Source organism: Stieleria mannarensis, assembly GCF_014154935.1.
GTDB lineage: Bacteria > Planctomycetota > Planctomycetia > Pirellulales > Pirellulaceae > Stieleria > Stieleria mannarensis.
Map to the genome: position 1 here is coordinate 78048 of NZ_JACEHH010000022.1, position 24872 is coordinate 102919.

A 24872-nucleotide genomic window follows, 5' to 3' on the forward strand; every position below is an offset into this window, starting at 1 on the left:
ATCCTTTCGATGGACCCGATGACGGTCCATTGGGGCCGAAAACACCGGGATGACAGGAACGCGGCATGCGTGGAATCAACGCGAAATTGACAGTCCAACCCATCGACTCATCAGGTCGCATCGCAAAGCGAGCGGTTTTGTTGGCGGTGTTGGTCGCATCGAGCTCATCGGCCGGCGCGCAGCAACCGCGCGGCGCGATGATGCAATCGCGTTATTTCCAGCAACACAACACCACTCCGCAACTGGTCCGTCAAGGCGCCAAAAGCGGCTCGGGGATGTCCGTGGGCGTGGTCCAGTCCAATCCGTTCTTTGCCGCCGGCCAGCCCTCCGCCGGAAAGCCCTCCGCCGCGACCAACTCCGGCGCCCCGCTGGTCGCCGCCGACCAGGCAGGCACGACCAGTGGCCTGTCTGGAAAGAGTGATCTGTCTGACAATCCGGTCGGACGGGTACGCCAGAATCCCAATTTCCAGCCGACCGGTGTGAGCGACCAGCCGCTGATCGCACTCGGTGGCGACCATGCCCCCGCCACGCGGGTCGACGCGTTTGACCGATTCGGCCAACCGCAGACGCCAAGCCAACCGCCGCAAAAAAGCATCGCGGTGACGGCCCCGTCGACCTCGCCCGCACCCCTGGCGATCCCCAGCGGTGCCGCAGCCCCGATCAGTTCTGCCCCGATCAGTTCTGCCCCGGCCGGCACCGCCGCGTCATCCGAACCGACACGCTGGGCCAGCCGCGGCCAGGCCGTTCCCATCGGTGTCGCCGCCGAGCAATCCTCGCGCGTTATCCCGGTGACCGACGCCCGCGAACATCAGACGACGATCCGGGAAACCCAGCCGATCTTCTTTACCCTGTCCGACGACACGGCCGAAGCCGGCGATGCCTTCACCGGCCAATTTGAGGCCCCCGCCGAACCCGCCGAACCCGCCGAACCCGCGGCCCCGGTCGCGGAAGTTGACGACCAGCAGGCGTACGGCACCGCAATCGCCGACTCACCAACGTCCACCACGGCCGAAAATGACGCCCCGTCACAATCGCCTGCCGCCGCTGCGAGCCAACCCGACGCGTCACCCGTCGTCATTGACACACCGGTAAAACTCGCGCCGGCCGTCAACTTCATCGCCGAAGCGTTCGCGCCGATCGATAAAGGCAAGGCCCAGGCGTCAGGCGACGAAGTCGGGCCGGCGAGCAAGGCGGATCCAAGCAGTGATGACCAGGTCGACGCCCTGGTCGTCAGCAATCGGTCTCGCGCCCGACTGTTGAAGGTGCCTTCGCAGCAACAAGCCCAACCGGTCCTGCAAAAGGTCCAATCGGCACCGCAACCGCTGCACATCGCTGACGCGGCGGAAACCGCAGAGCCGCCCGCTCAGGAATCGGTCTCGCAGATCGCGGTCAATCGACATCCCAAAGCGGTCGCAATCGCGACGCCACCGGTCGACCTTTCGCTTTCCGATCGCGACACCGCGGTCGTGCAGTCGACGATCGACCCGATTCGTTTCAACGATGCGGCGAACACGAATCCCGCCCCGCAGAATCCGGATCGGCCGACGACGAACGCCGATGCAAACACCACCGCAGCGTCCGAGCAGGTCCCCGAGGCTGCGTTGGTCGCCAAAGCACCGGTGACAGCCCGCGAGCAACCGCAGGCCGCACCGAACACCCGATCGGCGGAACCCGTCGAGCAGGCTGCGATGCCGGCGATTTCCAGGCGTCAGCCGGTCGCCACCCGAACGGTGCTGGGGCGGACAGAGGCGGAAGGTTTGCGACGACAAGTGACAACCGATCACGTCGGATCGCACGCAATCGTGACCTCCGAGGCACCCGGCATCGAACAAATCGGCACCGATGAAGCCCCGTTGATTGCGGCACCGGTGGTCGTGAATCCGTCGCAAGCGGCCTCAGGCGGCACGGCCCAGAAGGCTCACCCGCCGGTCGCCAGGGCCAATTCCGGTATCCCCGCCCGACTCGCCTCCTCACGTTCCAACCTGCGACGCCACAGCATCGCGGCCGAACAGAAACGCATCGATGTGACTGTCCCCGATCCCCGTGCGTCCCGGCGGCACGACGGCCAAGGAGGGGCGTCCGGTGACCAACGCCAAGCGGTCGTTTTACAACTGAGGCGTGCCCAGGTGCGGTCGATGACCATCGGCGGTCGCGTGCGACGGTTCACGATCGACGACAAGGACGTGTGCCAAGCGTTCGCATCGGGGGCCAATCAAATCAAGCTGATCGGCACGGGGACGGGGCAGACCCAAATGACGATCTGGGCCGATGTGGTCGACGGACAACCGACCCGCAAACAGACCTTCCAGATCCAGGTCAGCGAGGGTGTCGACGCGGTTGGTGAAAAAGTCGCCGCCCACACCGAACTGCTGAACGATTCGATCGACAAAGCGTTTCCCAGCGCCAGCGTCGTCGTGTCGCTCCGCGGCGGAGAACTGGTCGTCGCAGGCCGCTGCGATGACGAGGAGACGGCAAAACAAATCGTTCGCATGGTGCGAAAGAGTTGTCTGGTCCCGGTCCAAGACAATTTGAAAGTTCGATGATCCAAGCGGGATGGTCTGTCGCTGCTCCGGCAACGGGGCCGACACATCAGACGCGATTCAACCTGATTGTAGAAACGTCACACTAACCACTGATTCATCGCGGAACTGTTCCGCAGCGATTTAGTCAACGAGGTTCGACATGAACATCCCTCTGATCCACTCCGTCCTCCGGCGTCACGCCGCAAGGGTTCTGGCGATCGCCGCGGCCGCCATGATCGCTGCGGGCGGCGCGACTGCCTCGGCACAAACCGGATTGGTGGGCACGCTCGGTGCCGGACAACCGACGCCCTCCGGGGCGACCGCCGGCAATCCGGCCGCCGCGGCCGCGATGTTCACTCCGGGGACCAAGATCATCTCCGCCTCGGACGTGCCCACCGCGGCCGACGTCCAGCCCGGCCGCCTGGCCCCCGGATCGGTTTCCCACGCCCTCGCCGGCGACTTCGCCTCGACCGCCGGCGGCGGCGTCGCCCAAGTCGGATACGCCTGCCAAAGCTGCATGCAACATTCCTGCAACGGTGCCTGCGGCGGCTATGGCATGTCCGGCCATGGCATGTCCGGCTACGGCGGTCAAAGCATGGCTTGTGGGGTCCCCTGTGATCCCTACTACTATGTGATCATCGAAGCGATGTACATGGAACGCAACGGCGAGGACGGGTTCAGTTTGACCCAAAACGAACGCATCGATGATTTCGGATTCGAATGGATGCCCCGCATCACGTTCGGAACGCTGCCCAATTGCGTCAACGGATACGAGTTCACCTTCACCGGACCGACCGAATGGAACCGCCACCTGCAGGTTGTCGACACCAACTCGCCGGGAAACATCGACTCCTATCTGTTCGACGGTGACGGCCCACCGACGGCTACCAATCCACACCCGCAAAACTTTGACGGCTCGTTCCTGGATCCCTTTCAAGATGCCAACCTGCAAACCCAGTTCTACAATACCGAGTATTGGAGTGCGGAGCTGAACAAGACGATCGTCGGCTGGGACGTTGCCAAAGTGCTGTTCGGCGGACGACTGATTCGCGTCGAAGAAGACTATGGGTATGCGTCGGAGAAAGACATCTTTTCGTCCTACTCCGATTTGACGGCCAGCACCGAAAACACGATGGCCGGGTTGCAGCTCGGTCTGGACTTGCTCAATCCGCTGACGCAGAACCTTTACACCGATCTGCGAGCCCGGATCGGCGTCCACTACAACTTTGCCGACTCCGAAGTCCGGCTCCGCAATCAAGGCACCACGGTGCTCAGCACCAGCCGCGACGACGATGACTTCTGCGGCGTGTTCGATGTCGGTTTGGCCCTGCGGTACCAGCTCGGCGAGATCCTGTCGATCCGCGGCGGTGGCGAGGTCTTGTACATCACCAACACCGCGTTGGTCCCCGGCCAAATCGACGCGGCGGTCACCAACGCGCTCGGCAGCCGTATTGACATGAACGACGGCTTGCTGTTCTACGGCGGAACCTTCGGTATCGAATTGCGATACTGATCCGACCGCACAACGATGCCCCCAATCGCGATTCACCCAGTAGCCGCCCGGTTCTCCTCGCGATCGAGCACACACTCGACCGCGGGGGGGATCTCGCGGCTATTTTTTCGATCTGCCGGCGACCTTTTTCTGCAACCAGTTCTGCACGCTCTGACGCTCCTCCTTGGATTCTTCCGCTTCCCCGCTGATCGCGATGTTGGCCGTCATCTTTTCCGGTTTGATCTCGCGTGCTTCCCCGCGACCGATGTCACGCAGACAGCGCGGACAGGTCCGTGGCGGCGGGTCGATCCGCAGCCCGCACGCGGGGCAGTAATACTGGATCTCTTGACGGACCGCGGCTTCAAACAAACCGCCGACGTCGCTGGCGGGAAACCACGCCGAATCGTTCTTTCGCAATCGCGTCTCGGGTTTGATCTCGCCCTTGCGGACCATCGCCAACAATTCGCTCGGACGCAACGGTCCCACTTCCGTTTGAACGTTGCCTTCCATTCGTTGTAAAAACCAAGCCGTCACGGTTCGAATCGCTCCCAAGAAAGCCCCCGGTTCGCTGGAACCCGAACCAGTTTAGCAGATACGGACCGAGGGCGACAAAAAAGGGCGCGGCCTTGCCTTTTTAAGTCATTTGGCCAGATAATGGTCGTTTGCCCGCTCGCCTTAGCTCTGACTGGTCGCCCATGCGCTGCCCATTTTGCCATCTCGATGAAGACCGCGTCCTCGACACCAGGACGGCTGAAGGCGGCTACATGATTCGTCGCAAACGGGTCTGCACCAACTGCAACCGCCGCTTCGCGACGGTCGAGAAAATCGAGCAGTTGACGTTGCGCGTCGTCAAACGCGATCAAACCCGCGAACCCCTGGATCGCGAAAAGATCCGACGCGGCATCGAACGCGCCTGCAGCAAACGGTCCGTCCCGAGCGACAAGATCGAGCAGATCGTGCAGAGCATCGAGACGGAGATCTACCAGGAATATGAGACCGAGATCCCGGCCAAGGAGGTCGGCGAGATCGTGATGGCCCATCTGTCCCGACTGGACGAAGTCGCCTACATCCGCTTTGCCAGCGTCTATCAGGAATTCCACTCCGCCGAAGACTTTATCAACGAAGTCAGCCGGCTGAGCAAACGCCCGATCCGGACCTGAGCCGATGCTGTCATGGAATGCTAGCACGTGGCGTGAGCCAGTGGCCTGCGCTGGCGATGGCGTTGAGTCACGGGCCGCTCGCTCACGCTTCCCGCTGGCATTTACTTGCGTGACCGCGACTGCATCCACCAGGCGTATTCGTTGACGGTGATGGTTCCGTCGCGGTTGGCGTCGGCATCGGCCGGGCTCATCAGCATCTTCTTCCATTCACTGGCGACCAACTTCTTGTCGTTGTTGGCGTCGTAGCGGCCGATGATGCGTTCGGCATAGCTGATCATCTTGTCGTCCGGCGTGCCGATTTCGCCGGCCGGGGCAGCGCTGCCAGAGGCGGACGACGACGAGGTGGACGCCATGGTGGCCGCGCCGGAGGGACTGGCGCCGCGCTCGACCGCTCGGATCGCTTCGTCGGCGGTGATCACGCCGTCGCGATTGAGATCCGATTGGAAGAACTCGGCGACCGTTTGGTCATCCCACTTACTGGCGAATTCCGCCATTTCCACCTGGCCATCGTTGTCGGCGTCTTTATCGGTAAAGAACCCCGGCAAGCCTTCGGGCAATCGTTTTTCGCCGGTGATGCGATAGGATTTGCGACCGCCATAAACATCCGGCGGTTCGACGTCGCCGCCGCGGTCACTGTCGCGGCGGCGATTGCGGTCGTCATTGCGGCGATCTTCGGATGATTCGCGGCGGCGGGCGTAACGGACGGCCAATTCACCGTCGGTCAATCGCCCGTCCTTGTTGCGGTCAAAATCCATCGGGTTGCCGGAAAAGCGACTGGAAAGTTCATTCTTTTGCAGCACACCGTCGCGGTTGCGGTCGTAGCGCCGAATCGTTTCGGCGGCCTGTCGGCGGTCTTCATCGGTCACCACCACATCCATCATTTCGGCGGCCGGACCAAAACCGGCCAGCATCGGCGGAGGCGCGTCGGTTCCGAATCCGGGAACCAACAACTCCGGCGTCAACGAATCGTCGTCCGAACCGCCGCGGCCGCGAGACGAATCGCCGCCGCTGCGCTGTTCTTGCATCTTTTGAAAGGACTCGGTGACACGCTTGATCGAAATCGGCTGGCCGGGCTTGATACTCGGATCGGTCGACTGCAAGCGTTGAATCAGAAACTGCGCCGGGCCTTGCTGTTCATCCGGGTCGATGGTTCCGTTGCCGTTGCGGTCCAGCCGGCTGAGAAAGCTGCTGGGGTCGAATCCGCCACGTGAACCGCCGCCGCGGCCGCCGCGATCACCGCCGCCACCGAACGGACTGCCGCCACCGGGGCCGCCACGAAAGCCGCCTCCGCCACCGGGGGGGCCGCCGCGGAATCCACCGCCGCCACGATCTCCGCCGCCACGATCTCCGCCGCCACGTTCTCCCCGGTCACCGCCACCGCGTTGGGCGGATGCGGGCGAGGGGGCCAGCAGGACGAAAACACAGCAAACCGCGAAAACTGAAGTTTTTAGAGTGTTCATGGTGATGAAACCTCGGGCGGGGACGAAGGTTTCGTCAGTCTAACTGATCCGGGCGGATTGGCCTAAAAGAATGATCGGCCGCTCGCTGACGCTTCCCGCTGGCAGGGGATGCCGACACGGGCTCAACAAGCGATCACCGCGAAAACCGCAGCAGCGCGTAATTCTTCCTGCCCTTGCGGAGCACCATCACGGTTTCGCTGGCCAGGTCGGATTCGACCAGATGCCGGTTCATGTCGGTGACGCGTTGGTTGTTGATGTACGCGCCTCCATCTTTGATCGCCCGCCGCGCTTCTCCGCCGCTTTTGGCTAGCCCGGCTTGTTGGAACGCTTCGACGACCCACAACCCTTCGCCGGACAACGCCTCGCGGGCCATCTCCTGGCTGGGGACGTCGGCGAAGATCTCGTTCAGCATCGCGTCGTCCATCGCTTCGATCTCGCCGCCGAACAGGGTTTTGCTGGCTTTGAGTGCGGAATTCAAACCATCTTCGCCATGGACGAACTGGGTCATCCACTCGGCCAGACGCTTTTGGGCGGTGTTGCGTCCCGGATCCGAAGCGGTCATTTCGGCCAGCGCGTCGTATTCTTCACGCTCGATTTCGGTCAGGTACGCGATGCACTTCATCACGTCGTCGTCGCTGACGTTGAACCAGTACTGGTAGAACGCGTAGGGGCTGGTGCGCTGGCGGTCCAGCCAGACCGCGCCGCTTTCGGTTTTGCCCATCTTGCGGCCGTCGCTGGTCGTCAACAGCGGAGCGGTCATCCCGAAGACCTGCTTGCCCAGCATGCGTCGGGCCAGATCGATGCCGGCGGTGACGTTGCCCCACTGGTCGCTGCCGCCGGCTTGGATCAGACAGCCGTGCTCGCGACACAGGTGCACAAAATCGTAGGCCTGCAGCAGCATGTAACTGAACTCGGTGTAGCTGAGTCCGGCATCGCTGCCCAACCGCGCCCGGACAGATTCCTTGCCCATCATCGTGCCGACGGGAAAGTTCTTTCCGACGTCGCGCAAGAATTCCAGGTAACTGTAGCCTTTCATCCAATCGAAGTTGTTCAACAGCAGCGCCGCGTTGTCGCCTTCGAAGGAAAGGAATTGTCGCATTTGGGCTTCGACGCCGGCGATGTTGGCTTGCAGCTGTTCGCCCGACAGTAGGTTGCGTTCTTCGCTTTTGCCGGTCGGGTCGCCGATCATCCCCGTCGCACCACCGACCAAGGCGATCGGGCGATGGCCGGCCTGTTGGAACCGCCGCAGCAACATCAACTGCATCATCGACCCGACGTGCAGACTGGTCGCGGTGGGGTCAAAACCGATGTAGATTGTTTGCGGCTGGGAATCGAGCAGCTTCTTCAGCCCCGGTTCGTCGGTGACTTGGTGGATCAAGCCGCGCCAACGCAGTTCTTCGATCAGGTCTTTTTCAGGCATGGTGGGATTCGATTTGAGTTTTCAGGATCGCCTCGGCGACGACCAAGTCATTGGGATGGGTGATTTTCAAATTGTCCGGCGAACCCTGAACCAGCGCCACGTCGACTCCGAGCCGTGAGACCAATTCGGCGTCATCGGTTGCCGGCCGGCCGCGGTGTTTGGCGTAGGCGCGTTGCAAGATGTCCGGTGCAAAGACCTGGGGCGTCTGGGCCAGCCAAAGGGTACTGCGGTCGACCGTCCGGCACGACACCCCCGCGTCGAGCGACTGTTTAACGGTCGCGGTCACGGGCGCGGCCAGGATCGCCGCGCCGGTCTGGTCGGCCTTGGCAAACACGGCGTCCAAGTCATCCTGGCGGACCAACGGGCGGGCCGCGTCGTGAATCGCGATCAAGCCGACCGAATCGTCCTGGGCGACATGGCTAAGACCCGATCGCACGCTGTCGGTTCGCTCGGCACCGCCGGGGACCCGTTCGATCGCCAATTCCCGAACCTGCGCGGCAAACTCACCTTCGAATCGCGGCCGATCCTGATCGGAGACCGGCATCACGATCCGCGCCACCCTGCGGTGCGCTCGCAATCGCCGGGCGGCGACCAACCAGATCGGATCGCCGGCCAGCACCGCGAACAGTTTGTTCTCTTCGCGACCGAACCGCCGTCCGCTGCCGGCGGCCGGCAGGATGACCGCAACGTGATTGGGAGAAATTGACATCAGGAATCCTTTACGAAAATGGACAGTCGCCGTCCTCTCCGAGGTCGGCGCGGGCTAAGCTCCGCTTTGACGCGCACGCCGAGTTCGGAGAACACGGCGACTCTCCGAACCCATCGGCTACCCGAAAACCCGGCCACACGCACTACCGCCGCGCCGCTTCGTGTCGCAGCGGTACCCAGGCTGCATCCTGACCGCTGCTGGCGACGCACTGTTGGATAAAGTACATGCCTTCGACGCCGTCATGACAATTCGTGTAGATCGAATCGCGGCGGTCAAACGGTTGCCCCGCGGCCCGTTTGACCATGTCATCGAACGCCCCGATGTAAATATTGGCGAACGCCTCCAAGAACGCTTCGGGGTGTCCGGCGGGCAATCGGCACACGCCGGCGCCCATCCGATCCAGGTACTCTGGTTCGGGCGGGGGCACCAGGATCTGGTGTGCTTTGCCGTTGCGGCGGAAGGACATTTCGTTGGGGTTTTCTTGTCGCCAAGTCAACGAGCCCTTGGTGCCGTCGATTTCGATTTCCAAACCACAATGGCGTCCGTGGCTGATCTGCGACGCGGTCACCGTTCCCAGGGCACCATTTTCGTAGCGGATCACGGCGGTGCCATAATCATCCAACCGTCGTCCGGGCACGTACGTCTTGAGGTGGCAACTGATTTGCTCGGGCAACAACCCGGTCATGAAGCGGCCCAGGTTATAGGCGTGGGTGCCGATGTCACCGAACGCCCCGGCGGCACCGCTCTTGGTCGGATCGGTTCTCCAGGCGGCCTGTTTTTGATCGTCCGTTTCGATCGAATCACGCAGCCAGCCTTGGATGTACTGGGATCGAATCGCGTTGATTTCGCCCAGCTCCCCGCCGAGCACCATCGCACGCGCCTGGCGGACGAGCGGATAGCCGGTGTAGTTGTGCGTCAGCGCGAACACGACGTCGCTGTTCTGGACCGTTTCGAGAAGCTGTTCGGCTTGGGCAAGGTCGTACGTCATCGGTTTATCACAGACGACGTTGAAGCCCGCTTTGACGGCCGCCTGGGCGACTTCGAAATGGACGTGGTTGGGGGTGGCGATGCTGATGAAATCGATCCGCTGGTCTTCGGGGAGTGCCAGTTCCGATTCGATCAATTGCTGATAGCTGGTGTACGCGCGGGCGTCGTCGATCCCGTAATCCGGGGCCGATGACTTGGCCCGCTCGGGGTTGCTCGAGAGTGCTCCGGCGGTCAAAACCGCGCGATTGTCCAAGCAGGCGGCGATCGAATGGACCCGACCGATGAACGAGCCTTGTCCGCCGCCGACGAGCGCCATGCGGAGTTTTCGATTCAGGGGTTCATTGATGCCCATAGGGATTTTGTTGACCTCGGTGATACAAACAGGGACAATTTTTCGTCGTGGGATTGAAATCTCGCTTGGCCCGCAATCGTAAAGACAGGCCCGCTGGCCTACAATTCCCCGTCTCGACTCCCCCGTCTCGACGGCCGCCAGTGACGCCCATCGGGTACGGATTCACTTTTCGATCACCGCCTGTCCCCCCATCCTTGCCGCACGGAGCAGAATTTCATGGTTGACCATCCTCCACAAGCTGATCAGCGCTCTGACCAGCGCTCGTTCCTTCGCCGCCGGTCGATCCCCTTGCTGGCCGTTGTCACGCTGGCGTCGATCGTTGTCGCGGCGTACTTTGCCGGTCAGACTCATGCCCTGCGCCAGGCCGCGATTGAGGCGGAACAGCATGACAATCCGCTGGGGGTGACGCTGCCAACCTTGGATGCCACCGCCGCGGTGTCCAGCGAAAAGTTTTCGATGGCGACCGGATTTATCAGCGACCGTGCGGAAGGGCTGTTCGTCTTGGACCACAACTCGGGGCTGCTGCAATGTTCGGTGATGTACCCGCGTCTGGGGAAGTTTCTGGGGCTGTTCGTGGTCAACGTTCACGACGCGTTGGGATCCGGCAAAGGCGCCGAGTACATGATGACAACGGGACTGGTCGATATGCCCAGCAGCAATAACAATCCCCTGGCGTCGTCGGTGGTCTATGTGTTGAACACGACCACGGGGACCTATGCGTGCTACTACATCCCCTTCAACCGCACGCTGATGAACTCGAACCAACCCCAGCAAGGCAACATGGTGCTGCTGGCGACCGGATCGGCCGACCCCGTCGTCGACCGCGACGCGCTTCGCTAGACGCCCCTCGGCTCGATAACCAAAAAGGAATTTCATTGGCTCACGGATTGAACCCGGCGCAATCGGACGCCGTCGAAACACTTTCCGGTCCCCTGCTGGTGTTGGCCGGCGCCGGGACCGGAAAGACGCGTGTGGTCACGTTCCGCATCGCCAACCTGATCCGCCACGGAACGGCTCCGGATCGGATCTTGGCGGTCACGTTTACCAACAAAGCCGCCGGCGAAATGAAGGAACGCGTCGGCGAGCTTCTCGGCTACGCCGGCAAACGCAAAAAGAAGGGCGAAAAACGCCCCGAGCCGACCATCAGCACCTTCCACGCCCACTGCGTCCGGGTGCTGCGGCGACACGCCACCGCGCTCGGCTATCCGGCAAAATTCTCGATCTACGATCGCAGTGACCAAGAGTCGCTGGCGCGCGAAATCCTCCGCCAGTTGCGGCTGCCCGGCACCGCGCTCAAGCCCGGCGACCTGCTGGGGATCATCAGCAACTGGAAAAACGAATCGATCCATCCCGACCAGGCCCCGATGGTCGCGTCGACCGACAAGGAACACTTGGCCGCGGCCGGCTACCGTCGTTACCAGGAAGGCCTCAAGACGCGCGGCGCGATGGATTTCGACGACCTGCTACTGCAAACCGAAGTCTTGTTCGACCAGCATCCGCAAATTCGTGACGCCGAGGCGGGCAAGTTCGACCACGTCCTGGTCGACGAATACCAAGACACCAACGGCAGCCAGTACCGCATCACCAAACACTTGGCCGGCAAGCACCGCAACCTGTGCGTCGTCGGTGACGATGACCAGTCGATCTATGCCTGGCGCGGGGCGGATGTGACTCACATCCTGAACTTCAAGAATGATTGGCCGGACGCAAAGATCGTCTGCCTGGAGGCGAACTATCGCAGCTGTGGCGCGATCCTGGAAATGGCCAACCGGCTGATCAAGTTCAACGCCGAACGTCACGACAAGGTGTTGCGTCCCTCGCGCCCCGACGGCGTGCGGCCGCGGATCGCCCAGCACAAGGACGAAACCAAAGAATCGCAATCGGTCGTCGGCGAGATCAAACACCTGATCGAAAACGAACACATCCAACCACGCGACATCGCAATCCTGTTTCGCACCAACGAACAACCGCGTCTGTTCGAAACCGAACTTCGCAAGGCCGACGTCCCCTACGTCATGTTGGGCAGCCAGTCGTTCTTCGATCGCCGCGAAGTCCGCGACATCGTGGCGTATCTGAAATGGATCGATCAGCCCGATGACGAAGTGTCGCTGTTGCGGATCATCAACACGCCGTCGCGGGGGATGAGCCCCAAGAGTGTCAAGACGTTGATGGAACATGCCGTGGCCGACGGCGTTTCCATTTGGCAGATCATGCAACGCCGTGACATCGTCGCCGATCTGTCCCCGGCGGCCCAACGCGGCGTCGCCGATTTGCAATCGGTGCATGCCGACGTCACCGCGCGGGCCAAAAGCGAATCGCTGGCCGCGGCGATGGACACGCTGCTGACGCGGACTTCCTACGCCGATGAAATCAACCGGCTGTATGACGAACCCGAAGACCGCCAGAACCGGATGGCATCACTCGGTGAAGTGGCCAACGCGATCGGCGCGTTCGAAGACAATCGCGAGGACGCCGACTTGACCGGTTTCCTGGCCGACATCGCCCTTTCCGGTCGCGAGATGGGCAATGAAAAGGACAAGCTGGCGATGCAAAACGCCGTTTGGCTGCTCACCCTGCATGCCGCCAAAGGCCTGGAGTTCCCGGTCGTTTACATGGTCGGGATGGAAGAGGGGTTGCTGCCGCACTCACGCAGCGTCAAATCGGGCCGCGAAGAAGACATCGCCGAAGAACGACGACTGTGTTACGTCGGGATCACCCGCGCCCAAGAGCAATTGACGCTCTCGATGGCGCTGACGCGCCGCAAGTGGGGCAAGCCCGTGCCGACGATCCCCAGTCAGTTCTTGTACGAAGTCACCGGCCAAGCGACCAACCCGAACCAATTTCGCAAGCAGCGAAGGATGGCCCGCCGCTGATGCGCGGGGGCGTTGGGTGCGATAGGACGCAGGGGACCAATCGGACCTATACGTCGCGTCTGTCCTATTGGTCCTATCGGACGTTCGACGCTTCGATAATTTGACTTCGCATCCCGGAGCGAAGAAACTATGGACCGGAATCGCGTTCGGTTCCATGCAGCCAGGGGATCACCATTGGGTTGACTGAGAACGATCTCCTGTTTTTTTCTGCGCCCAACACAGCCCATGTGGTCGTTGTCTGCACTCCTCAATTAGCGAATCAACATGCTTCACTTCCTTGCTTCTGCGCAGGCAACTTGCCGTGGGGCATCTCTATCCCAAGTGGCGTTCGGACTCGCGACGCTGTTCGTGGTCCTGATCGGTTCAACATCGCTGGTGACGGCGCAGTCCGCAGAACGCCCGAACCTGGTGCTGATCCTGGCCGATGATCTGGGCTATGGCGATGTCAGCTATCAGGGTGCGCCGGATTTAAAAACGCCCAACCTGGATCGCTTGGCCGCCGAAGGGATCACGTTTACGAGCATGCGTGCCAATTGCACCGTCTGTTCGCCGACGCGTGCGGCGATCATGACCGGCCGCTATGCCGATCGTGTCGGTGTGCCTGGTGTGATCCGGACCTCGCCGCCGGATTCGTGGGGGTACCTTTCCCCCGGCGTTGCCACGATCGCCGATCGGTTGGGCGAATCCGGTTACCACACCGCGATCGTCGGCAAATGGCATCTGGGATTAAGCTCGCCCAACACGCCGGGCGAGCGCGGCTTTGATCTGTTCCACGGCTTTCTGGGGGACATGATGGACGACTATTACCATCATCGCCGCGGCGGCATCAACTTCATGCGTCACAACGCCGATCCGATCGATCCGGAGGGACATGCGACGGAGTTGTTCACCCAATGGGCGATCGATTACGTCGACGAGCGGAGCAAGTCACCCGAGCAGCGGTTCTTTTTGTACCTGCCCTACAACGCACCGCACTTTCCCATCCAGCCGCCACAGGATTGGTTGGAACGAACGAAAGCGAGATTTCCCGACATGGATGAAAAACGGGCTCTGAACGTCGCCTTCGTTGAACACCTGGACTTTCATCTGGGGCGATTCCTGACTCACCTGGACAGCCTGGGATTTCGCGACAACACGGTCGTCGCGTTCACCAGCGACAACGGCGGATCGATTCCACACGGCCAGCGGAATCTGCCCTGGCGCGAGGGCAAACAAAGCCATTATGACGGCGGATTAAAAGTCCCCTTCATCATTCGTCCGCTGGACAAGAGCCTGGCCGGCAGCGAATCGGACTATGCTGGGTTAACGTTTGATCTGACGGCAACGTATTTGGAACTGGCCGGCGCCCCGCAGGATCCGGATACCGACGCCGTCAGCTTGATGCCGATTTTGCAAGGCAAACCGATGCCCGACCAGCCGCGGGAACTGTACTTTGTCCGCCGCGAAGGTAACAATCATTACGTCGGCGGGGCGTACCATGCACTGATCCGCGGCAAATGGAAATTGATGCAGAACGACCCGTTCTCGCCGCTGGAACTGTATGATCTAGAATCGGACCCACAAGAAAAACACAACGTGATTGGAAAGAACCCGCGAATCACGAACCAGCTGAAACGCTCGCTTCGTGCCCATATCCAGCGCGGCGGACGTGTCGCTTGGCAACCGTAAACGAGCAGACCGACGAAGATGATCCAGGCCGCACTGATTGCGTTGATTCGCGACGGGGAAACCACCATGTTTATCGACCCCTATGGGGCGGTTTGTTTCGCACGTCAGCTGGTCTGGGGCCAGGACGCGTTGCACCAATGGCTGGACGGCCGTGAACCGGTCAACGAATTCGACACCGATTGCGAAGCCGGTGCGGTGATCGATTATGACGCCCAGGCCTTGCTGTGGTTTAACGAAAACGACGAGGTTGACCAACCGCGATCGCAGCAATTGCTCGACACGTTGATCGCCGAAGCGTGGCCCGGATTCGAGATCTTGTACGCCGATTCGATGTGCGACCTGCAAATCGCCGCCGGTGATTCGATCAGCCATGCCAGTGCACAGCGGTTGCGAGTCGTCGACGATGACGTCGATCCGCTGGAATTCCGCAGCGAAACACTGGACGAGGAATCGCCGCACTGCGAAGAATTTGATCCCGATGACGAAAACGAGTGCTTTGCCTGGGTGACCATCCTGGACGACGATCAAACGGTCCAGCATCGCTTGATCGGCGAGATCACCTCGGATGTGGTTCGCAACGAAGACGACCCGCTGTCGCGATTGAAGTCACTGCCGGCCTACGACGTGCCCGCCGAACGGAACGTCTGCGAAGCCGTGCTGTTTGACGTCCCGGCGCGCCGAATCGATTTGTGGGGTCGACGCGAGATCCGGTCCGTCGCCGGCGAGATGGCCAGTTACTGGCCGGACTGGGACGTGCAATGCATCGACGCCGACGGCTACCAACATCAATGCCGCATCAGCGGTCCGGCGGGAACCCCCATGACCTCCGCCCAGGCACTCGGCCCACTGGTCCCCATCCTGCTGATGACCGAACGCATCGACCCGGCCATGATGCTCGGCGAACTGGGCAAGTCCTTCAAGGGGTTGATGGCAAAGCTGGTAGGGCTGGTTACGGTTCTGGTGTGTTTGCCGTTCGTCGTGTTCGCGTTGATCACCGGAAACTGGAAAACCGGAGGCATCACGATCGGGGTGATCGTCGCGTTGGTCGTGATCGGGTTCAAGCTGGTCGAAGCGAAATGGCGGCGTGGTTTTGCCGCCACGATGCGCGACGTCGGATCCGATTTAGCCGGCCCCGATGCCGACCAACCCTCGGTCGCCGGACCGCAAGATCCTCGCCAACGCCGAGAACAGCTCGATCGATTGCTGGCCCGAGCCGGGCTGCCCAGCATCGCGGACATTGAACCCCATTTCGAAAGTGATTTTTCCGCTGCAATTTCATGACTGTTTCCCCCCTTTCTATCATCCCACCCATGCGATCCCTCCTTTGTTTGTCCGTCGCGTTGATCCTGGCCGCTCCCCTGACCGCCGGCTACCCGCTTGTCGCCAACGAGCGCAACATGCTGTATTGGTTCGACTCCGACGGCCAGGTCACCGCTTCGGTGAAACTGAAGGGCGCACCACACGACATTCATGTGCTGGAAAACGGAAACGTTCTGACGCACCAGGGAACCGAGATCATTGAATTGGACGCGACGACCCATGACGTCGTCTGGTCCTTTGACGCGCGAAAATTGGCGACGGCCAAAAAAGTCGAATTGCATTCGATCGCGCCGCTGTCCGGCGACAAGCTGATGGTGGCGCTCAGCGGCGAAGGCAAGATCTATGAGATCGACCGCCCGGGAAACGTTCACAAACAGTTTGATCTCAAACGCGATCGTCCCCACCACCACCGCGACACGCGACTGGTCCGTCCGATCACCGCCGGCGACGATTGGACCTATTTGGTCGCTCAAGAAGGCGACGGTTACGTCCGCGAGTACAGCCGAGACGGAAAGATCCTCTGGGAGTATGACGTGCCGTTGTTCGGCAAACAGCCCAAGGGAGGCCATGGGCCGGAAGCCTTCGGCGATTCGGTGTTCAGCGCCCTGCGCTTGCCCAACGGAAACACGCTGATCGGCACCGGAAACGGGCACAGCGTTTTGGAAGTCACGCCGGAAAAACAGATCGTGTGGCAGGTCGACCAGAACGATTTAGCCGGTATCACGCTGGCGTGGGTGACGACGCTGCAGGTGCGGGACAACGGCAACATCATCGTCGGTAACTGTCACGCCGGGCCGGGCCAGCCACAGATCGTCGAAATCGATCGCAAGAAGAACGTGGTCTGGTCGTTCACCGATTTCGAGCACCTGGGAAACTCGGTTTCCAATTCGGTGGTCTTGCGATAGAAACCGGCGGATCGCCCGAGTGGGATAGGCTTCCAGCCTGTCGCTGCCGAAAAGACAGGCTGGAAGCCTATCCCACTTGGATTGACCGTTGCGCTACAGCCCGAAGCGTTCACGGGGATCGGTCAAACCATCGGCCAATCGACGCAGGGCCTCGGTTTCGATCTGCCGAACGCGTTCGCGGGTCAGCCCCAATTCGGCGCCGATTTCTTTGAGCGTTTTCGGTTCGCTGCCGTCCAGCCCGAAGCGCAGTTTCAAGACCATCGCCTCGCGTTCTTCCAGGTCACCCAACAACTCCATCGCGTGACGCAAGATGTCGTGATCGAGCATCATTTCGTCGGGCGCTTTCAGCCGTTCGTCCATCACCATCTCGCCCAGCGACCAACCCGATTCGCTTTGGTCACTCTGCGGGGTGCTGTTACTGATCCGGATCGCTTTGCGAATGATCGGCAGCTTTTTCTTGGGCAGCCCCAACACACGGGCGACTTCTTCGTTGGTCGGCGTGCGGCCCAGTTCTTCGCTCAATCGCGCGGTCGCACGTCGCCACTTGCTCAGCAATTCCACCATGTAGGCGGGAATGCGAATCGTTTTGGCACTGTTGATCAACGCCCGCTTGATCGATTGTTTGATCCAGTAGCTGGCGTAGGTGCTGAATCGGGTTCCGACGGTCGGGTCAAAACCTTCGACCGCCCGCAGCAAGCCCAGGTTGCCCTCTTCGATCAGGTCTTGCAGGCTGAGGCCTTTGCCGGTGTAGCCGCGTGAGATGTTGACGACCAGCCGCAAGTTGGCGCGGACCATGCGGTCACGGGCTTCGACGTCGCCTTGTTCGATCCGGGCGGCCAATTCCAGCTCTTCCTTGGCCGTCAACAACGCCGTCTCGTTGATTTCGCGGAGATAAGTCTCCAGCGGCGACTGAGCGGCATCGGTCCTGCGACTGGACTTGCGAATCTTTTTGACGTCGGCAAGATCCGGATCAACTGAGGGGGCGACGAATTCGGACATGAGAAGTTTTGGGTAGGTTGAATCGGTGCGGCCATTGCCGCCGCGGACGAGTTGCCGGGGGTCGCCGGAAGGGTGGACGACGGCCGGGGAGAGGTGCGTGCGCAGCTGACAGTCGGCATCAGGGGCTGCCGTAGGGTGAGCATCGGATGCCGGAGCGGCGAATCTGTAATCCCGATCCATCGGTCATGGGTTTGCAGACGCTGGCGATTGTTCGGGTCCTTCCGATTGTTCACAAAACACGGCTGGGATGACCGACCGGGGACGAAGCGGGGCAAAGGTGGCTTGTCGACCGTCATCCAATCCCGTTTACTTTGTAGCGACGCTCGCCAGAGCGTGGAACGACCGCCGTCTGGCGACGGCAGCTACGGTGAAGCCGGCATTTGTTTCTGTCCGTTGCTCTCCGAAGCAGCTTTCCCCACACCCGCCCTGCTGCTGACCCGTCATGCTGATCGACTCACACCATCACCTCTGGAAGTATTTTGCCCAGCAGTACCCTTGGATCAGCGACCAGATGTCGGTGTTACGACACGATTTCTGGACCGATGAACTGAAAACGCTGGCCGACGAAAACGGCATCGATGGCTTTGTCTCCGTCCAGGCCCGCCAGAGCTTGGAAGAGACCGAGACGCTGCTGGCGTTGGCCGAATCGGAACCGTTGATCAAAGGCGTCGTCGGCTGGGTCGATTTTGCGTCCGATCAAATCACCGCACAACTGGATCGTTTCGCCGACCAAGGCAAACTGAAAGGCTTGCGGCACGTCGTCCAGGACGAACCGGATGATCGCTTCATCTTGGGCGCGGACTTCAATCGCGGGATCCGCGAATTGGCCGGCCGTGACCTGGTTTACGATGTCCTGATCTTTGCCCGGCAATTGGAACCGTCCATCGAGTTCGTCCGCACGCACGACGACATCCCGATGGTGTTGGACCACATCGCCAAACCGACGATCAAAGACGGCCGGGTCGACGCCCAGTGGGAATCACAAATCCGCCAGATCGCAGCCTTGCCAAATCTCGCCTGCAAGTTTTCGGGTGTGGTGACCGAAGTCGTCGATTCGTGCTGGGACATCGAAACGGTCCGCCCCTACTGGGACATCGTGCTCGACGCGTTCGGCCCGTCGCGGTTGATGTACGGCAGCGATTGGCCGGTCTGTCTGTTACGCACCCACTACGATCACTGGCTGGAAACCGTCCGGTCACTGGCCGGTGAACTATCCAGCGACGAACAAGAACAATTTTTCGGCGGCACCGCCAAACGCATTTATCACTTGGAGTAACTCGATCCATGCGCGCGATTCAAATCAGCGAAGTCAAAACACTCAAGCCCATCGAAATCGATGCCCCCGCGTCTCCGGGACCGGGACAGGCGCTGGTGCGGACGCACCGGATGGGCGTCTGCGGGACGGACATCAGTTGCTACTTGGGAAAATTCCCGTTCTTTGATTTCCCACGAATCCCCGGGCACGAACTCGGTGTCGAAGTCGTCGCGGTCGGCGAGGGCGTGACGAACGTGTCCGCCGGCGACCGCTGCAGCGTCGAACCGTACATGAATTGCGGGACGTGCTACCCCTGTCGCCGCGGCGCGAGCAACTGCTGCCAAAACCTGAAAGTCATCGGCGTGATGATGGACGGCGGCCTGTGCGAATCCTTCCTGGTCCGCGCCGACAAACTGCATCCGTCCAAGAAACTTTCCTTCGACCAACTCGCACTGGTCGAAACCCTGGCGATCGGCTGTCACGCCAATGACCGAGCCAACCCACAACCGGCCGATCACGCGATGATCATCGGCATGGGCCCGATCGGATTGGCGACGCTGGAGTTTGCCAAGTTCACCGGTGCAAAGATCAGCGTGATGGACATGAACCCCGACCGCTTGGAATTCGTCCGCAAAAACTACGGCATCGAAAACACGGTGCAATTCAAAGGCGATGGCAGCGAACTGGAACGCATGAAGGAATTGACCGGCGGCGACCTTTACCAATCGATCGTCGATGCGACCGGCAACCGTCACTCGATGGGCGGCGCGTTGAACTATTTGGCCAGCACCGGATCACTGGTTTACGTCGGCATCACGACCGACGAAATCACATTCCGCCACCCGACGATGCATAAACCCGAAGCGTCGATCCTGGCCTCACGCAACGCCTTGCCCGGTGATTTCACGCGGATCATCCAATTGATCGAAGGCGGGTTGATCAACACCGATCCGTGGATCACCCACCGCACCGACATGGACAAGGTGTTGACGGATTTCGAATCCTACACCAAGCCCGAAACCGGTGTGATCAAAGCCGTGATTTCCGTCAGCGGTTGATCCGACGCCAGGGGCATGGGGGTTGGTGTGCAGGCTTAGGCTGTCCACGGTTGCCCCATTTTCTAAATTCTCTCCCTCTGGGAGAGACAGCGTTTGCGCAGCAAGCAAACGCCAGAGAGGGCCTTTCGATCAACAGGGCGTTGGCAAATTCCGCTACCATCGACGTCGCAAATAGCGCCCCGGAATCGCCTCAAGGCTAGACAGCAACGGTTGCCGAATCCTGCTTAGCAATGACAGGCTGGAAACCTATCCCACGATATCCAGCCCGGCAATCCAACGGGCCCATTCGGGTTCGTCCTTGGGGTCCAACAACGGTTCGGGAATGATCGGCAGGCGTTTGCTTTCGGGCGTTCCGGGCGTCTGGGCGCGGACGGTCAACAAGCCATCGACGTTCAATTCAAATCCGATGCTGCGGGTTCGTTTCAGTTGGTTGTTGGAATCTTTGTCGACGTTGAATTCGTAGCGTCCCAGCGAATGCCATTTGTCGCCGTGGACGCCGGAGGATTCGACGACCGACAACGTCATGGAGAAGCGGTCTTTGGCGATCGTCAGCTTGCGGTTGGTGCGGGCCGGCAATTTTGTACCGCGTGGGATGATCGGCAGAATCCGTCGCCGCCCGCGACTGTCTTCGACGACGATGCCGATCGTTTGACTGGACACACAACGCGGCGGCACCAGTAAATCGGTGCGTTGGGGCAACTCGGCGGCCAGGCAGGCCGCTGCCCCGCGGGCGATGTCGCTGTGATCGACCACGCGGACCTCCAGCTCCGGCGACAGTTTCTTGAACAACCGGTGCTGCAATTCCTCGATCCGCAGTAGCGGTCCGTGGATCACGCTGGAATCGATCTTCTTGGGATGCACTCCGGCCTGCTGGCAAACCGAATGCATGTCGCGGCGGATTGCGTGAATCAAATCGGCGCATTGTTCCAGCCACTTTTGCCGCGACACGGTGATTGCCCACGACCTGCCATCTTTGTCGACGCTGATCGTGACCTCGGGCAACATCAGCAACGTATTCATCGCGTGCTCGCACGACATCTGTAACCGCGATGCCGTGACGGTGTGTTCGGTCGGGTCAAACCCGTGGCGTCGCCGAAACGCTTCGGCGGCCAACGTGACCAGGCGATGCTGCCAGCTCAACATGCTGTTGTGCCAATGGCCGGCGGTGGCCAGTTGAGTCAATTGCATGCCGTCGCGTTGGACCAGCGCGACCTCGGTGGCTTGGCCGGACAACCCGATGAACAGCATCGTTTCAGCCGTGTTGACGTCGATCGGTTTGTTCTCGCTGACCACTGCCGCGTCGATGTCCATCAGCAACGATTGGATCGCCGCGACGCTGCGGTCGACCAGTCGAACCGATTCGAGCCCCGCCAACCGAGCCGCCTGTTTGATGCTGCGGCGATGGAATTGGTCGTAACAGGCGGGAACCACCATCGACGCCAGCTTGGGCATGGCGTGTCCCGGCCAGCCGTTGGAAACGATGCGGCGGATGGCCAGCGCCAACAACACTTCCGGCGGACAATGCCGCCCGGCGATCTCGCGGCGGACGATGTCCTTGCCGATGTACATCGGCAAACAATGGACGACTTTCCGAGGCGCCGTCAAACGCATTTGATTGGCGTCCAGGTCGAACAGCAACTTGCCGTCGTCGTTGGCGATCGCCATCCGAAACAACGGTTGGTCGTCGCCGCCGGCGGTCAAATTGTGGATCCCGACCCCTTGCACGGATTCCGCCGCGGCGGCGTAAAACATGGCCATCTCGATCGCAAAGACGGGCTGGTTGGCGATCGCTGTGGATCCCCCGGACATCGTCGAATCGTTGCCGCTGCTTTGTCGGTTGACGAACTCGGCCAACCAAGCCGGACTGTGCGATTCCTCGGCATACGCCCCCAGATCCTCCACGACCTCGTCCAGCGACGCGTAGCGTTCGCTGAGCCGTTTGGCCATCATCCGCCGCAACAGATTGCTCAGCCCCAGATCGACGTCGCTGCGCAGTTGCATCAGGTCCGGAATTTCACCGTGGCGATGCCCATAGACCTGGTCCAAGTATTCACCCTGATACGGCGGTTTGGCGGTCAATAGAAAGAACAGCACCGCGCCCAGGGAGTAAATGTCGCTACGCGGGTCGGCTTCGTCGGGCGATTCGAGTTGTTCGGGTGACATATAGGCCAGCGTTCCGATCAGCCGGCCCTTGCGTTTGTGATGCGATTCGGGGTCCTGGACGCGTCCGAGTTCGCGTCCGTCTTCGGACCACAGGACGTTGCTGATTTGAGCCAGCCCGAGATCCAAGACCTTGATCGTCCCGTCGACCGCTCGGACCAGGTTGCCGGGTTTGACATCGCGGTGCACGATTCCCGCGCGATGGGCGTGCAGCAACCCCAAGGCGGCTTGTCGAATCACCGCGGCGGCCATCCCCGGTGACAGCGGGCCGTTCTTGGCGACCAGCCGCGTCAACGTCATCCCGTCGACATATTCCATGACCAGATAATGGATGCCGTCGAATTCGCCGGCGTCAAAGGCCGTGACGATGTTCGGGTGCATGACACGCGACGCGGCGCGCACCTCGTCATAGAATCGTTCCACCGACGCTTCATCGGACATCCGATCGCCGCGTAGGATTTTCAGCGCGACCTTGCGTTGCATCCGCACGTGTTCGGCCGAAAACACCTGCCCCATGCCGCCCGAACCGATCAGCCCCGTGATGCGGTACTCGCCGATCTGTTTGGGGACCGTCTCCTCCGATGCGGCGCGTTTGGAGGCAGCCTTTTTCTTTCGAGGCGTCCTTGCTTCCGAATCGTCGTCCGGGGGAAACGCTTGGTCCGAGGCCACACTCAAATCAATCTCCGGCTCGGACAGGTCGCCGATCTCGCAGGTCGCCGGATCCGCACTGACCGCATCGCCGTAGGTCGGCACGCTTTTCAACTCCGCCGAATCGACGACGCCCCCCTCAAATTCGCTGGATGGCGAATCGGGCGTCGAGTCGTCGCTGTTGTGTAGGTCGCTGTTGTGCAGTGGATTGTTCAACGTGATGGATGCCGGGGCGCGGCAGGTGCAAATTCATCGTCCCAGGGTGTTCGAATTCGCCGCCGGGCCGATGGGGTCACCGATCCGTCACTATATCGCAAGACCGGAGGAGTTGCCGAAATCGGATCAGGCACGTTACTCTAAGCTCCGGAAGACGCAGACGGGTGGCTGTCGCCCGACACGTCGGTTTCTCCTCACTCGAACCCGGCCTTTTATCTTGCCAGCATCGGATCAACCGTCAATATCCAATCCCCCGCCCTCCGAATTGGCCTCTGACCCGCCCGGCGGCGACGGGGACGGCCGTGTGCTGAGAATCGCGACGCGCGAAAGCCCGCTGGCCCTGTGGCAGGCCCGACACGTCGCCGGGTTGCTGGCCGAGCGGACGCTGCCGCCGCAAATCGTGCCGATGGTCAGCAGCGGCGATGTCGACATGCGGCCGATCGACGGCAAACGATCCGTCGGCGTGTTCACCAAACGGATCCAACAGGCGCTGTTGGAAGACGAAGGGGACGTCGCGGTGCACTCGATGAAGGACTTGCCCACCGAGCCCCACCCCCGGCTGCGGATGGTGGCCTCGCCAGCGCGTGAAACGGTCGCCGATTGTCTGGTCTCGCCGTCGGCCACCGAACTTGAGGACCTGCCCAAAGCGGCGCGGATCGGGACCGGCAGCCGCCGCCGCGCCGCACAGTTGTTGAAGGTCCGCCCCGATCTGGAAGTGCTGGCGATCCGCGGCAACGTGCAAACGCGCTTGCAGAAAATGCAGGACGGCGAGTATGACGCGATCATTCTGGCGGCCGCGGGAATCGAGCGGCTGGAGATGCAGGACTTGCCCCGCGTCGAGTTGCCGCTGGACCTGATGCTGCCCGCCCCCGGCCAGGGCGCCTTGGCGATCGAAGTCCGCGACGACGACTCCCACGCCGTCGCGGTGGTTTCCCAACTCAATGTCCCGCGTTCGGCGGCGTGCACGTTGGCCGAGCGGACGTTGTTGTCGGATCTACACGGCGGCTGCTTGGCCCCGATCGCCGCCCTGGGAACCGTCTCGGACAGGTCCGGTGGTGAGCAGCCCTCGTCGACCCTGCACCTGACCGCGCGAGTGTTGTCGACCGATGGCAAAACGTGCTTGGAATCCCAAGCCGACACCCCGATCGATTTGACCTTCGACGGCTGGCAAAGCGCCGCGATCGAATTGGGACGCGGCGTCGCTGCGATGCTGATCGAACAGGGGGCCAAGACACTGATCGAAGCGGGACGATAAAATTGATCGGAGTGTCGCCGTGTTCTCCGAACTCGGCGCGGGGGAATAAGCGAAGCTTTGCCCGCGCCGACCTCGGAGAGGACGGCGACTATCTAGCCCAATCGAAACCTGTGCTGCGGCGGAATACCAGACTTTAGCCGTGAGAGCCTTCGGGGTTCGAGTCGGGGCGATAGAATTGGGCACAAAAGAGTCCCCCCATCACTCCTCCCCAAGGTCACCCCCGTGCCGACACATCCAAGATCAATCAACCGTGCGACGAATTCGTCCAGCCGCCGCCAGTTTATCACCGCCGCCTCCGCGGGCTGCGCCGCTGCCTGTGCCGCGAGCGTTCTGGGCCCCACGAGCGTTCTGGGCCCCGCGACGTCGACCGCCGCAGAACCGTTTCCACGCACGGGCGAGCCGCGGTTCCGACT

The 24872-nt window shown here is 61.3% G+C and carries 18 protein-coding genes; 11 read left to right on the forward strand and 7 right to left on the reverse strand.

Features of this window, described 5'->3' with window-relative positions; translation table 11 throughout:
- Nucleotides 1-65 precede the first annotated feature (65 nt).
- Both H1B37_RS16140 and H1B37_RS16145 read left to right on the forward strand, forming a co-directional pair.
- The gene (locus H1B37_RS16140; protein WP_182867688.1) at nt 66-2543 is read left to right on the forward strand and encodes a pilus assembly protein N-terminal domain-containing protein; all 2478 of its coding nucleotides are present in this window, start codon (nt 66-68) and stop codon (nt 2541-2543) included.
- A 139-nt stretch (nt 2544-2682) separates the two neighbouring features.
- The gene (locus H1B37_RS16145; RefSeq protein ID WP_182867689.1) at nt 2683-4035 is read left to right on the forward strand and encodes a hypothetical protein; all 1353 of its coding nucleotides are present in this window, start codon (nt 2683-2685) and stop codon (nt 4033-4035) included.
- Between the two features lie 99 nt (nt 4036-4134).
- Here H1B37_RS16145 and H1B37_RS16150 read toward each other — a convergent pair whose 3' ends face one another.
- Nucleotides 4135-4548 carry a DUF4339 domain-containing protein gene (locus tag H1B37_RS16150; RefSeq protein ID WP_182867690.1) on the reverse strand — a complete coding sequence of 138 codons (414 nt, stop codon included), beginning with the start codon at nt 4546-4548 and terminating at the stop codon, nt 4135-4137.
- Nucleotides 4549-4709: 161 nt separating this feature from the next.
- Here H1B37_RS16150 and nrdR point away from each other — a divergent pair, with 161 nt between their 5' ends.
- Nucleotides 4710-5174: a transcriptional regulator NrdR gene (gene nrdR, locus H1B37_RS16155; protein WP_182867691.1), complete on the forward strand. Its 465-nt coding sequence runs from the start codon at nt 4710-4712 to the stop codon at nt 5172-5174.
- A 101-nt stretch (nt 5175-5275) separates the two neighbouring features.
- On the opposite strand, the gene H1B37_RS16160 is transcribed toward nrdR, so the two are convergent.
- The 4 genes from H1B37_RS16160 to H1B37_RS16175 form a co-directional block, all read right to left on the reverse strand.
- The gene (locus tag H1B37_RS16160; RefSeq protein WP_286177810.1) at nt 5276-6634 is read right to left on the reverse strand and encodes an EF-hand domain-containing protein; all 1359 of its coding nucleotides are present in this window, start codon (nt 6632-6634) and stop codon (nt 5276-5278) included.
- Between the two features lie 133 nt (nt 6635-6767).
- Nucleotides 6768-8054 carry a tyrosine--tRNA ligase gene (gene tyrS, locus H1B37_RS16165; RefSeq protein WP_182867692.1) on the reverse strand — a complete coding sequence of 429 codons (1287 nt, stop codon included), beginning with the start codon at nt 8052-8054 and terminating at the stop codon, nt 6768-6770.
- On the reverse strand, nt 8047-8763 hold the full coding sequence (ispD, locus tag H1B37_RS16170; protein WP_182867693.1) for a 2-C-methyl-D-erythritol 4-phosphate cytidylyltransferase: 717 nt from the start codon (nt 8761-8763) through the stop codon (nt 8047-8049). The genes tyrS and ispD overlap by 8 nt, the downstream gene beginning before the upstream one ends.
- A 142-nt stretch (nt 8764-8905) precedes the next feature.
- Nucleotides 8906-10102: a Gfo/Idh/MocA family protein gene (locus tag H1B37_RS16175; protein WP_286177811.1), complete on the reverse strand. Its 1197-nt coding sequence runs from the start codon at nt 10100-10102 to the stop codon at nt 8906-8908.
- Nucleotides 10103-10318: 216 nt separating this feature from the next.
- On the opposite strand from H1B37_RS16175, the gene H1B37_RS16180 reads away from it, so the two are divergent.
- The 5 genes from H1B37_RS16180 to H1B37_RS16200 all read left to right on the forward strand — a co-directional run bounded on the left by H1B37_RS16180 (nt 10319) and on the right by H1B37_RS16200 (nt 16868).
- Nucleotides 10319-10942 carry a hypothetical protein gene (locus H1B37_RS16180; RefSeq protein ID WP_182867694.1) on the forward strand — a complete coding sequence of 208 codons (624 nt, stop codon included), beginning with the start codon at nt 10319-10321 and terminating at the stop codon, nt 10940-10942.
- Nucleotides 10943-10971: 29 nt separating this feature from the next.
- Nucleotides 10972-12975: an ATP-dependent helicase gene (locus tag H1B37_RS16185; RefSeq protein ID WP_182867736.1), complete on the forward strand. Its 2004-nt coding sequence runs from the start codon at nt 10972-10974 to the stop codon at nt 12973-12975.
- 264 nt (nt 12976-13239) lie between these two features.
- Nucleotides 13240-14643, forward strand: a complete 1404-nt coding sequence (locus tag H1B37_RS16190; protein WP_182867695.1) for a sulfatase-like hydrolase/transferase — start codon at nt 13240-13242, stop codon at nt 14641-14643.
- Between the two features lie 18 nt (nt 14644-14661).
- Nucleotides 14662-15924, forward strand: coding sequence for a hypothetical protein (locus H1B37_RS16195; RefSeq protein WP_182867696.1), 1263 nt, complete (start codon nt 14662-14664; stop codon nt 15922-15924).
- Nucleotides 15925-15953: 29 nt separating this feature from the next.
- Entirely contained in the window at nt 15954-16868 is a 915-nt protein-coding gene (locus tag H1B37_RS16200; RefSeq protein WP_182867697.1) for an outer membrane protein assembly factor BamB family protein, read from the forward strand.
- A gap of 93 nt (nt 16869-16961) precedes the next feature.
- Here the strand turns inward: H1B37_RS16200 and H1B37_RS16205 are convergent, their stop codons facing one another.
- Entirely contained in the window at nt 16962-17867 is a 906-nt protein-coding gene (locus tag H1B37_RS16205) for a sigma-70 family RNA polymerase sigma factor (RefSeq protein WP_182867698.1), read from the reverse strand.
- 442 nt (nt 17868-18309) lie between these two features.
- Here H1B37_RS16205 and H1B37_RS16210 point away from each other — a divergent pair, with 442 nt between their 5' ends.
- Both H1B37_RS16210 and H1B37_RS16215 read left to right on the forward strand, forming a co-directional pair.
- Nucleotides 18310-19143, forward strand: coding sequence for an amidohydrolase family protein (locus H1B37_RS16210; RefSeq protein WP_182867699.1), 834 nt, complete (start codon nt 18310-18312; stop codon nt 19141-19143).
- Nucleotides 19144-19151: 8 nt separating this feature from the next.
- A complete protein-coding gene (locus H1B37_RS16215) occupies nt 19152-20180 on the forward strand; it encodes a zinc-binding alcohol dehydrogenase family protein (RefSeq protein WP_182867700.1) in 1029 nt (342 codons plus the stop codon).
- A gap of 246 nt (nt 20181-20426) precedes the next feature.
- On the opposite strand, the gene H1B37_RS16220 is transcribed toward H1B37_RS16215, so the two are convergent.
- A complete protein-coding gene (locus tag H1B37_RS16220) occupies nt 20427-23204 on the reverse strand; it encodes a protein kinase domain-containing protein (RefSeq protein ID WP_182867701.1) in 2778 nt (925 codons plus the stop codon).
- 265 nt (nt 23205-23469) lie between these two features.
- On the opposite strand from H1B37_RS16220, the gene hemC reads away from it, so the two are divergent.
- The gene (gene hemC, locus H1B37_RS16225; protein ID WP_353620853.1) at nt 23470-24459 is read left to right on the forward strand and encodes a hydroxymethylbilane synthase; all 990 of its coding nucleotides are present in this window, start codon (nt 23470-23472) and stop codon (nt 24457-24459) included.
- Nucleotides 24460-24872 lie beyond the last annotated feature (413 nt).